The 10652-nt window shown below is 49.4% G+C and carries 10 protein-coding genes; 5 read left to right on the forward strand and 5 right to left on the reverse strand.

The window, feature by feature from the left end:
- Nucleotides 1-153: 153 nt before the first annotated feature.
- Both B3D59_RS03280 and B3D59_RS03285 read left to right on the forward strand, forming a co-directional pair.
- Nucleotides 154-1092: an alpha/beta fold hydrolase gene (locus tag B3D59_RS03280; protein ID WP_286817675.1), complete on the forward strand. Its 939-nt coding sequence runs from the start codon at nucleotides 154-156 to the stop codon at nucleotides 1090-1092.
- Nucleotides 1089-1532, forward strand: a complete 444-nt coding sequence (locus B3D59_RS03285; RefSeq protein WP_277000596.1) for an NUDIX hydrolase — start codon at nucleotides 1089-1091, stop codon at nucleotides 1530-1532. Before B3D59_RS03280 ends, B3D59_RS03285 begins: the two co-directional genes overlap by 4 nt.
- Nucleotides 1533-1597: 65 nt before the next feature.
- Here the strand turns inward: B3D59_RS03285 and B3D59_RS03290 are convergent, their stop codons facing one another.
- The 4 genes from B3D59_RS03290 to rlmN all read right to left on the reverse strand — a co-directional run bounded on the left by B3D59_RS03290 (nucleotide 1598) and on the right by rlmN (nucleotide 5165).
- Nucleotides 1598-2416 (reverse strand): SIR2 family NAD-dependent protein deacylase, encoded by an 819-nt coding sequence (locus tag B3D59_RS03290; protein WP_286817676.1) that lies wholly within the window; start codon nucleotides 2414-2416, stop codon nucleotides 1598-1600.
- 86 nt (nucleotides 2417-2502) lie between these two features.
- The gene (locus B3D59_RS03295; protein WP_286817677.1) at nucleotides 2503-2901 is read right to left on the reverse strand and encodes an NADAR family protein; all 399 of its coding nucleotides are present in this window, start codon (nucleotides 2899-2901) and stop codon (nucleotides 2503-2505) included.
- Between the two features lie 15 nt (nucleotides 2902-2916).
- On the reverse strand, nucleotides 2917-3969 hold the full coding sequence (locus B3D59_RS03300; RefSeq protein WP_286817679.1) for a GGDEF domain-containing protein: 1053 nt from the start codon (nucleotides 3967-3969) through the stop codon (nucleotides 2917-2919).
- A 152-nt stretch (nucleotides 3970-4121) separates the two neighbouring features.
- Entirely contained in the window at nucleotides 4122-5165 is a 1044-nt protein-coding gene (gene rlmN, locus B3D59_RS03305; RefSeq protein ID WP_286817681.1) for a 23S rRNA (adenine(2503)-C(2))-methyltransferase RlmN, read from the reverse strand.
- Nucleotides 5166-5307: 142 nt separating this feature from the next.
- Here rlmN and B3D59_RS03310 point away from each other — a divergent pair, with 142 nt between their 5' ends.
- Entirely contained in the window at nucleotides 5308-6018 is a 711-nt protein-coding gene (locus tag B3D59_RS03310) for a TerC family protein (RefSeq protein WP_286817682.1), read from the forward strand.
- Nucleotides 6019-6141: 123 nt separating this feature from the next.
- Here B3D59_RS03310 and B3D59_RS03315 read toward each other — a convergent pair whose 3' ends face one another.
- The gene (locus tag B3D59_RS03315) at nucleotides 6142-7458 is read right to left on the reverse strand and encodes a LysM peptidoglycan-binding domain-containing protein (protein ID WP_286817683.1); all 1317 of its coding nucleotides are present in this window, start codon (nucleotides 7456-7458) and stop codon (nucleotides 6142-6144) included.
- Between the two features lie 318 nt (nucleotides 7459-7776).
- Between B3D59_RS03315 and B3D59_RS03320 the strand changes: the two genes are divergently transcribed.
- Together B3D59_RS03320 and tkt are read left to right on the forward strand one after the other, a co-directional pair.
- Nucleotides 7777-8646, forward strand: coding sequence for a radical SAM protein (locus B3D59_RS03320; protein ID WP_286817684.1), 870 nt, complete (start codon nucleotides 7777-7779; stop codon nucleotides 8644-8646).
- A 29-nt stretch (nucleotides 8647-8675) separates the two neighbouring features.
- Nucleotides 8676-10652: transketolase (gene tkt / locus B3D59_RS03325; protein ID WP_286817685.1), on the forward strand; the 1977-nt coding region annotated here is incomplete at its 3' end.

Raw genomic sequence — 10652 nt, forward strand, 5'->3', positions numbered from 1 at the left:
AGAACCTTGTACAGATTGACCAGGTTGCTGAGCCAGGCCAGGCAGATGGTTATGGTACCCTGTTCCGAGGCAAAAAGGGTCCGCTGGGAATCCAGGACCGAAAGGAAATTATTCACGCCTGAAATTGATCTGGGGCGAAGGTATTGTACATCCATGACATTTAAACCATCCATAGCGTTTAGGGCCAAGGCCAAAGCCGGGGAGGCAATGGTGGAGGCTTTTTTTAAAAAAAACGGAAAGCAGCTGGGTGTGAATCTTCATACCCATCAAGGACCGCCACGTATTTCGTGGGCCAAAATAGGATCGGACAAAAAAGAGACGTTGGTTCTGATTCATGGGTTTGGAGACAGAAAAGAAAGTTTTTATTTTATTTCAGAAGTTTTAAAAGAAAAGCTAAATCTCATCATCCCGGATTTGCCTGGATTTGGAAATTCCGGTATGGACCCGCAACTTGTTTATAGTCTGGATAATTATACGGATTGGTTCGGGCGGTTTATTGAACAAACCGGACTGGACTCTTTCCATCTTGCCGGTTGTTCCATGGGGGGTGCCATTGCCGTAAAGCTTGCGGCCCAATTCCCTTCCAAAGTCAAATCCTTGTCTTTGGTGGACCCGGCCGGTTTTTACCTGCCCGGCAAACACTCTGTTTACGATGAGGCGCTGGCCGGATCCAATATTTTTCATATAAATTCTCCCGGGGATTTCGAAACCTTACAATCCAGAATTTTTAGAAAAAGCCCGCCGCTTCCTGCTTGTGTCAGGGAGTATATGATTTTGAAGGCCATAGGGGACCGGCAGTGGTTTGCCAAAATATTTGATGAACTGATGGATATGGAGTCAATAAAGTCCGGCAAAATATCCCTGGAACAGCCCTCGTTAAACCATCTTTGCAAAGATATGACCATGCCTGTCATGCTGTTTTGGGGGCGCCATGATTCTCTTTTGCCGTGGGAAACAGCGCCGTTTGTAAATGAGTTGTTTCCCCGTTCACAGGTTCATATCTTTGATGAATATGGCCACGCCCCCCATTTAGAAGGCCCCCGCAAACTGGCCGAGCGCATGCTCGATTTCATCAGGGATGAAAAAATATGACCGCGCCTGACAGGTGCCCCAAAGAATATCCTGTCCGTCCGGCCCTTGCCGTGGGCGCGGTTGTATTCAAAGACAACAGGGTGTTGCTGGTCAAACGGGGTAACCCTCCGGCCAGAGGCGTCTGGGCAATACCCGGCGGCAGTGTGGAATTGGGAGAATCCCTTCAAAAAGCGGCTGAAAGGGAAGTTTTAGAGGAAACCGGCATTGTCATCAAGGCCGGGGAACCCGTATTGTCATTTGAATCCATTCACAGGGATGACAATGATCGGGTCAGGTTTCATTATTATATTGTGGATCTTGCAGCCACTTATATCAGTGGAGAGCCCTCTCCCGGAGATGATGCCCTGGATGCCGGGTGGATCTCCGGAGAAGCGCTTGGTCGTCTTAACGTCAATCCCATCACCCTTAAACTTCTTCGCCAAACCTTCAACTTCGGATAACCGCCATGGGCTGACCTGGTCTATTACCCCCCCCCAGGCTCAACCCATAACAAAACATGAACGTCTTATGGTTCCCAAAGGGAGAGCAGTTCGGGTAAAAATTTACCCCCGGGTCCGTCAAGGACAATTCCCCGGTCGTGCCGGGCGGCAAACTGCCTGAAGGGATTATCGCTGGGGTTGATGTCCACAATGACCGCTTCAGGATTTCGGGCCACCATCATGCCGATCTGCATGGGAAGGTTGGTGGCGCCCGCCGTGCCCACCACCAGGAGAAGATCTGTGGATGTGGCCCATCCCATGGCGGATTCGGCCTTGTACCAGGTTTCGTTGTAACATTCATCAAACCACAGGATATGGGGCCGGGCAAGGCTGCCGCACCTGGCGCAGGTCAGCAGTTTTTTTTCTTCCTCAGTAACCGGCTGGTCTTTTTTCTTATCTGCGATGCCCTCTGGGAATTCAAAAAGCCTTGGGGTGCATTCTCCTGCACATCGTGTATAATTAATGTTCCCGTGGATCTGAAAGGTTCGTTCAAGGCTGTTGCCGGCCCGTAAATGAAGACCGTCCACATTCTGGGTGATCAGACAGAACCTGTCTTTGAAAAGTTCTTCCATCCGGGCAATGGCGTGATGGCCTGAATTGGGTTCTGCATTTTTACACACGGTATGCCGGTAAAGGTACCAGGCCCAGACGTCCCAAGGGTTTTGGGTAAACATGCTGTGGGTGGCCATCTGTTCGGGCCGGTACTCTCTGGACCCCACAGTCCAGTACCCTTCAGGCCCCCGGAATGTCGGGATGCCGCTTTCAGCTGAAATTCCGGCCCCGGTTAAAACGGTGATCCGTTTGTTGTTATCCTTAAACGGCTCAAGCAGCTTGGCTGTGTCCATCTTCCTGCCTCCTTGTTTGTGTCAATTGATAAGTGTGATGCAAATACCTTTCTATTTATCAATAAAATCTGATCAATAAAATCTGATCAGGTCTCGGATTGTAGATCATCCCGGATTTTCATTAATAGCTTACCCGTGACATTGGAGCCGATACCCCAGAAACTGTCCGCTGCCGAATGATCATATAGTGTTCCTTTACTGCGTTTAAGTATTTCAGCCAATTCAGGATGTTGATCAAATCGGGCACGTATGGCGCGCTCCATGACATCAATCTTTATCTCTTCCCAGTCATCCCGAATTTTAAACTCCCGGGTTTGCCCAATGGCGGCACACCGAAATGGATTTTGACACGCTTTGATTTTTTTAATGATCGCTTCGTCAGTAAATTTTGACGCTTGATAGAATTGTTCGGCAGAGTGCCAGGTAAATGAGTCAAGCGTAATAGGAATGGCAGCCAAATTCGAATATAGATCTTCTTCAATCATTTTTTTTATTTTATCCTAATTTGTACTTGTACTATGCATTCTCAGGTCTGAATGGATAACAATACGGTCCCTGCCCGTGCTTTTCGCATGGTACATGGCTTCATCGGCCCGGGTGATGACCTGATTTCCGGTTTCGTTAAGTTTATACTGGGCAATCCCCATGGATGCCTTGATCTGGCCGATGCGCTTGCCGGACTCCTTGATGCCCCACTCTTTTTTACATAGAATGTTTCTGATTTTTTCAGAAACCACATACGCGCCTTCAACAGTTGTCTCCGGCAGAAGAATCACAAACTCTTCTCCACCATACCGAGCAGCCAGGTCATTGCGGCGTACCTGGCTGGAAAGTATCGCGGCAAAACCTTTAAGAAGGCTGTCCCCCACAAGGTGGCCAAAGGTATCATTCACGGCTTTGAAATGGTCGATGTCCAGCATGATAACCGAAAAAGGCGCGTTGTTCTGGCGAGCACGGATGCGTTCAATTTCCAGTCTTCTTTCAAGTCCTCTGCGGTTGGTCAGTCCGGTCAGGGCGTCTGTCCTGGCTTCCTTTTGGGAGATTTCAAGCTCTTTGTGAAGCTGCTTTAAGTCCTCGGAAGAGACCTTCATCCGGGTTTGCAGGCGTGACCCGGACTGGATAATGGCTTTGGTGGTGTCCAGCATCTCGTCTATGATATTTTTTACGTCGTCAAAATCGTGGATGCCCTTCATCTGATCTGCCAGCTTATCAAGGGCCTGACCATGGGCCGAGAGATCACCTTCCGTTTCCAGCACATGACTGGTTATCTCCCGCAGCATCAGATTAAGTTTGGTCAAAAGACGTGAAATAACCATCCGGTCCCCGTCGGATATGAACTTCTGGTAAAGGGCTTCAACATGATTGCTGCTCAAAGGCAGTTTGTTTTCAAGCATCTGGTTAATGGCTTGTATCAGCTTGGGGTTTTTCCCGGAAGCGTACTCGTACCAAACCGTATAATTCACGGGGGTTGCGGATAGGTTGTGTTTTGCTAAAAAGCCGAGGGTAAGTCTTAAAAATTCTCCGGCCTGGGGGGGAGATTCGCTGTAGTTCATATCCCTTCTAATTCCTTTTATTGGGGTATGGAAGGCGCGTTTATGTGGTAAAGTTTAGATCTTGCCGACAGCATGATTATATAGAATAATGTTCCGGAAAAGCAACAAATTACATAACAAATTTATATGATGATCGTCACGTTTAACCCATATCAAATTTTTCCCAGCTGGCCGCATCCGGCACTGACGGACCTGCCTTTGCTCCATCTTTTGATTACAAAAACCCCTTTGTCGGTGAGCGTTTGGGAAAAGTCATGCATCTGTTCATCACTGGGGCTTTCATGGTCAAAACCGGCTACGGGGTTGTAGGGAATCAGATTCAGGCGCACGGGCAACGGGTGGATGAACCGGGCCAGCGCCTGGGCATGCTCCCTTGAGTCGTTTACCCCTTTGATCAGGATATATTCAAAAAGAAAGACGCCCCTTGGGGGCAGGGGGTACGCGTCAAGGCTTTTTTTCAGTGCAGCAAGGGGCCAGTGCCGATTCACCGGCATCAGGGCTGACCGGGTGGCATCATCGGGCCCGTTTATTGAGACTGCCAGGCGGATATTGGGCAGATTCATCAGTGCCAGGCGCTCAATCCCCGGCACCACGCCGCAGGTGGAGATGGTCATGTGGCGCAGGGCAATATCGCATCCTTTCTGGCTGTTGAGAACCCTGACAGCTGTCATGACCGCATCAAAATTGTCAAATGGCTCTCCCATGCCCATAAAAACAAGATTTTTTATATCATGGCCAAGGAGATGCCGGGCATTAAACACCTGGCCCACAATTTCGGATGTTGTCAGGCTGCGTTTAAATCCCATGCGGGCAGTCTGGCAGAATTTGCATCCCATTTTACATCCCACCTGGCTGGAGACGCAAAGGGTATTGTGCCGAGTCATGGGGATGATCACGGATTCAATGGCCAGTCCGTCGGACAGGCGGGTAATGAATTTAATCAGACCCTCTTCTTCAATGGTTTTTTCCACCCGGCCGGGTAAAAGGCGGATTCCCTTCTCAAGCGCACTCCACAGCCTGGGAGATCCTTTGAACTCCGGGGCGTGGCCAATCTCCCCCCCCCCTTTTTTAAACACCTCACGATACAGCGCTTCGGCATGAAAAGCTCCTTTGCCGTATTGTACCTGCATGACATTGACAAGTTTATCCAAGGGCAGGCCAAGGATATCTATCTTCTCTTCTTTCAGGGAGTTCATGAATTGACAGGTACCATTATAATTAATGCGCATCACTCTGATAAAATGTTTGTATTTGACACATCGGCCTAGATTTACAATATTGATCAGGTTCAATCAATGATGAATTGAAAATAATACCCATACCATAGAGAGGAATGAAATGACGGATTCGCTGGCTATGCTGGCCCTGCTGATCGGCCTGGAACTGGTTCTTGGTATAGACAATATTCTCGTAATCTCCATTCTGGTATCAAAAATTGAAAAAGCGAAGCGGGATTTTGCCAGAATTTTCGGCCTTTCCCTGGCAATGGTGGTACGGATTCTCATGCTCTTTATACTGCTCAAACTGGCGACCCTTACCAATCCAATTATTTCGTCATTTTCGATTCGAGATCTCATATTAATGGCAGGGGGCATGTTCCTGCTTTGGAAAGCAGTATCGGAAATTCATCACACCATTGAAACGGAGGAAGAACACCACGAAGAACATTCAGGAGGCTCTGTTGTTATGACTGCGGTGGTTTCCCAGATCGTTCTGCTGGATATTGTCTTTTCCGTAGATTCGGTGATCACTGCCATAGGCCTTACTGACAAAGTATGGGTAATTATCACCGCTGTGATTGCCTCTTTTGCCGTGCTGCTTTTCTTTGCAAAACCTGTAGGGGAGTTTATCCTCAATCGTCCATCGATTAAAATTCTGGCGCTCTCTTTTCTGATAACCATCGGCATAACCATTTTCATGGAAGGGATGCACAAGCATGTGCCCAAGGCCTATATTTATCTGCCCATGGGATTTGCTCTCTTTGTGGAGGCCCTGCAACTCAGGTATGAGCATAACAAGGTTAAAAAGAACAAAGTCGGCTCCCCTTAAGGGCCATGGAAATATTAAAATCCCCTTTTCCATGGCTGTATTGCTGCTTTCAGCAAATAACCGAAAAGAGGAGGGGGCTTGAATTGTTGGAGCCCAGTGCCCATGGGATGCGCAGAACCTAAATTACCCGAGGTTGAGAACGATTTTAACGGTATCACCGGCTTTCAAATCACTGGCCCGTTTTAGCCTGTTGAGTCGGATTAATTTTTCTACTGATATTCCATTGTATTTTTTAGAAATCTTCCAAAGCGTATCGCCGGGCAGGACTTTGTAGTAAATAACAGTTTTCTCGGCGGGTCGAGGCTTTAAGGTATAAATTGCGCCGGAATTTTTATGTATGCGCAATTTCTGACCCGGATGGATCTCACTTCCTCGAAGGCCGTTCCAACTTTTCAATTGTTCAACCGAACATCCATGCTGTTTTGCGATACCATAGAGGGTATCTCCCTTTCCTACCCGATGGCGAGTCTCTGCGTCGGGAGCAGAATGGGTCTCTTTGGGTTTGATGGCTATGGCTGAGCTGGTTTTGGGATGGAGAGATCCCATGCCTAAAGCGATATAGGATTGGGAAAGTATACTGCCGACAAATCGATTTCTCGCGACCCTGCACGCAACACCCAACGCAATGGCGATCATCCGTCGGCCGTTTTTTTCCGAAGTGGCAGCCAGGCAAAATTTCGCATTATTGGTGAATCCTGTTTTTAATCCGTCCACCTCTTCATAGGTTACCACAAGTGGGTTATGATTTCTCAGCCGTATGCGTTTTCCACCTTGCGAGATCACGGATTCACCCATGCGGGTGATTTGCAGCAACTTATCATATTTGAGCATTTCCCTGCAAAGCAGAAGAAGATCCGAAGGACTGGAATAATTGTCATTATAACTCTTCCGAGCGGGCATGCCCGTGGCGTTGGAAAAACCCGTTGACGCCATGCCCAGTTGTTTCGCGCGCCGGTTCATGCGATACACGAAATTTTTTTCAGTACCCCCCAAATACTGGGATAAAAGATATGTCGCATCATTGCCCGAGGATATAAGGGCTGCTTTCATTAGGTCCTCCACGCAAAGAGAGCGGCCTGATTTCAGCCCGACCATGGAGCCTCCCACACGGGTCGCTTCCGGGGTGACCCGAATGGGCGTATCCCAGGATATTTTCCCGGCACGAATATCTTCAAAGACCAACAGCCCCACCATCATTTTGGTCAGGGATGCAATGGGATACGTGTGATGCATATTCTTATTCCATACAACGGTGTCTGTAGAAAGATCGTACAAAAGTCCGGCCCGGACCGCCTGGTCGTTAATTCGAACCCTCGGGGGGAGTAAAGCTGATTTAGATTGTGCGGCGGAAGCGGCATGTCCTTGAAATAAAAGTAATATAAATGTAAAGAAAAGAATATAAGACCGTTTCAAATTGTGTGGTTTTTCTGTTTGCGGCATTATCACAAGATATTTAAGGTAAATAAAGAAGGGCCTTTTTATTTGACAAAATATAGGCGGATCAATCTTTCGTGTCAAGTCTTAAGCCGAACGCGGCATGCAAAATATCGACACCCATAGCTTACTAAAAATTTAAGCTTTTTACCATAGAAGAGTACAACGAGTTGATCTGGGCCAACCCTCAAGCCGGGTATGTTTATGACAATCGTTGACGGGCTGATTTTTTACATGCCCTTGCCCTGCTCAAGCGGTTGATACATTGAATTTTTGAATCATACCTGATAAATATAATGGCTTAAATTTTTAAGGGGATACACAATGCACTACGAAGGTATGATAATCAGGCCGCCCAGCGAGGCGAACAGCATACTGCTCCAGGTTACGCTGGGCTGTTCCCATAATAAATGTACCTTTTGCGGGACCTATCGGGAAAAACGGTTCAACATCAAAAAAGATGACGTGATCTTTGGCGACATCGAATTTGCAAGGAAGCACTGCCGTCGGCAGAACCGCTTGTTTCTATGTGATGGGGATGCTTTGATCCTTCCTATGAAACGCCTGGTTCCCATCCTTGAAAGGATCCGGGACCGGCTGCCCTGGGTGGAGCGGGTGGGCGTCTATGCCAACACCAAAAGCATCAATATGAAAACCGATGAAGAGCTGGCCCTGCTTCACAACCTTGGACTAAATATTGCCTACATGGGCCTTGAATCCGGTGACAACAAAGTGCTTGAGGCCATCCGTAAGGGTGCGGATGCGGATAAAATGATCGCCATGGGAAAAAAATTAAAAAAGGCCGGCATTAAGGTTTCGGTCACGGTGCTGCTTGGGCTTGGTGGCCCCAAAGGTTCTTTGGACCATGCCCGGGAGACCGGCAGGGTGCTTACGGCCATGGACCCTGACTTTGTCGGTGCTTTAAGCCTGATGCTCATCCCCGGCACAGAACTGCATGACCAGTATGTCAAAGGAGACTTTCAGCTGCTCGGGCCGGATGAGATGCTCACCGAGCTTGGGGCCATGATTTCTGCCACCAACCTGACAGACGGCCTTTTCCACGCCAATCATGCATCCAATTATTTACCCATACGGGCGCATTTGCCCCGGGATAAAGAAAAAACCCTTGAACTTATATCCCAGGCCCTGGACGGCAAAGTTCCGTTAAAACCCGAATATATGAGAGCTTTATAATTTTTAAATTTTTTACAGGAGAACTATCCATGGCTGATGCCGAAAACAACAATCAAGACCAGCTAACCGTCAACACCATCCGCGCTCTGTGCATGGACATGGTCCAGAAAGCCAATTCCGGGCATCCCGGTGCCCCCATGGGCCTGGCACCTGCCGCTTATGTGGTTTTCAAACACTTTTTAAAACAGAACCCGGCCAATCCATCCTGGGTAGATCGGGATCGTTTTGTTCTGTCCGGCGGGCATGCCTCCTCATTGTTGTACGCTCTTTTATATCTGTTTGGCTACGGGTTAACCCTGGATGACTTAAAAAATTTCAGACAGTGGGGCTCCAAAACTCCGGGACATCCCGAGTACGGAGAGACTCCGGGTGTGGAAACCACCACCGGTCCCCTTGGACAGGGCGTGGCCAATGCCGTGGGCATGGCCATTGCCGAACGCCATATGGCGGACCGGTTCAACAAGGATGACCAGTATGTGATTGATCATTACACCTATGCCATCTGCGGCGACGGGGATCTTATGGAAGGGGTGGCGCTTGAAGCCGTTTCCCTGGCAGGGCATCTGGGGCTTGGCCGTTTGATCCTCATTTATGACGACAATCAAATCACGATCGAAGGCAAAACCGGCATCGCGTTTACCGAAAACACCCGGGCCAAATTCGAGGCCATGAACTGGCATGTGGTCGAGGTGGCGGACGGCAACGATCTTTCTGCCATTGAAAAGGCAATTCGGTCAGCCAAGGATGCGGTTTCCAAGCCCTCGTTAATAAAAATTCGTACGCATATCGCCTATGGCAGCCCTAGCAAACAGGATTCACCGGATGCCCACGGCTCACCCCTGGGTGAAGAAGAGATCAAAGTGGTGAAAAAATTCTATGGTCTGCCCGAAGATAAGGATTTCTATGTGCCTGATGAAGTTCTGGACAACACACGCAAGGCATTGGCATATGGGGAGGGGTATCAGAAAACCTGGCAGGAGGCGTTCACAAAATTTAAGACCCTCTACCCTGAAAACGCCAATCTGTTTGTGGATGCCATCACAGGGTTTTTAACCAAAGGATGGGACAAGGATATTCCTGTGTTTAAGCCCGAGGACGGACCTGTGGCCACACGGGCTGCTTCAGGTAAGGTGCTCAACGCCATCGCACCGAACCTGCCGGCTTTGATGGGCGGATCTGCCGACCTTGCGCCTTCCAACAAAACCTACATGACCTGTGCCGAGGAATTTCAGAAAGAGTCGTGGGGCGGCAGAAATATTCGCTTCGGCGTGCGGGAGCATGCCATGGGCGCCATTATGAGCGGTATGTACCTGCATGGCGGGGTTCGGCCCTTTGGCGGTACCTTCCTGGTATTTGCCGACTACATGCGGCCGGCCATCCGGGTGGCATCCCTGATGCGGCTGCCCATCATCTATGTGTTTACCCATGACTCCGTGGCCGTGGGCGAAGACGGTCCCACCCACCAGCCGGTCGAGCATGTGGCCAGTCTGCGGATCATTCCCGGACTGACCGTGATCCGCCCGGCCGATGCCGCNNACGGTCCCACCCACCAGCCGGTGGAACATGTGGCTGCGCTGCGGGCGATTCCGGGCCTTACCGTAATCCGGCCGGCAGATGCCAATGAAACGGTTTTTGCCTGGAAAAAGGCTCTGGGCACCCTGAACAGCCCCACGGCCCTGATCCTTTCCCGGCAGAAACTGCCCACCCTGGATCTGTCCAAGTCAGACGGAGATATGATATGGGGCGGATACACCGTAAAAAGTGCGGGCAAAACCCCTGATATGCTGATCATTGCCACGGGCTCGGAGGTTCACATCAGCGTGGCGGCTGCAGATATTTTGGAAAAAGAGCACAATATCAAGGCATCTGTGGTTTCCCTGCTCTCCTGGGAACTGTTTGAACGGGCACCTGTGGCATATAAAGAAAGAATGTTACCTGCCTGCGTTACCAAACGCCTCACCGTTGAGGCCGGTATTTCCATGGGTTGGGAAAAGTATGCCGGCAGC

Origin of the sequence: Desulfobacter sp. UBA2225, from assembly GCF_002348205.1 — a bacterium.
Lineage (GTDB): Bacteria > Desulfobacterota > Desulfobacteria > Desulfobacterales > Desulfobacteraceae > Desulfobacter > Desulfobacter postgatei.

Excerpts from the sequence above, each read along its gene's own strand:
- B3D59_RS03280 (WP_286817675.1), top strand. The coding sequence starts at position 154 with ATGACATTTAAACCATCCATAGCGTTTAGGGCCAAGGCCAAAGCCGGG.
- B3D59_RS03300 (WP_286817679.1), bottom strand. The coding sequence starts at position 3,969 with ATGAACTACAGCGAATCTCCCCCCCAGGCCGGAGAATTTTTAAGACTT.
- B3D59_RS03295 (WP_286817677.1), bottom strand. The coding sequence starts at position 2,901 with ATGATTGAAGAAGATCTATATTCGAATTTGGCTGCCATTCCTATTACG.
- B3D59_RS03290 (WP_286817676.1), bottom strand. The coding sequence starts at position 2,416 with ATGGACACAGCCAAGCTGCTTGAGCCGTTTAAGGATAACAACAAACGG.
- B3D59_RS03320 (WP_286817684.1), top strand. The coding sequence starts at position 7,777 with ATGCACTACGAAGGTATGATAATCAGGCCGCCCAGCGAGGCGAACAGC.
- rlmN (WP_286817681.1), bottom strand. The coding sequence starts at position 5,165 with ATGAACTCCCTGAAAGAAGAGAAGATAGATATCCTTGGCCTGCCCTTG.
- B3D59_RS03315 (WP_286817683.1), bottom strand. The coding sequence starts at position 7,458 with ATGCCGCAAACAGAAAAACCACACAATTTGAAACGGTCTTATATTCTT.
- B3D59_RS03310 (WP_286817682.1), top strand. The coding sequence starts at position 5,308 with ATGACGGATTCGCTGGCTATGCTGGCCCTGCTGATCGGCCTGGAACTG.
- B3D59_RS03285 (WP_277000596.1), top strand. The coding sequence starts at position 1,089 with ATGACCGCGCCTGACAGGTGCCCCAAAGAATATCCTGTCCGTCCGGCC.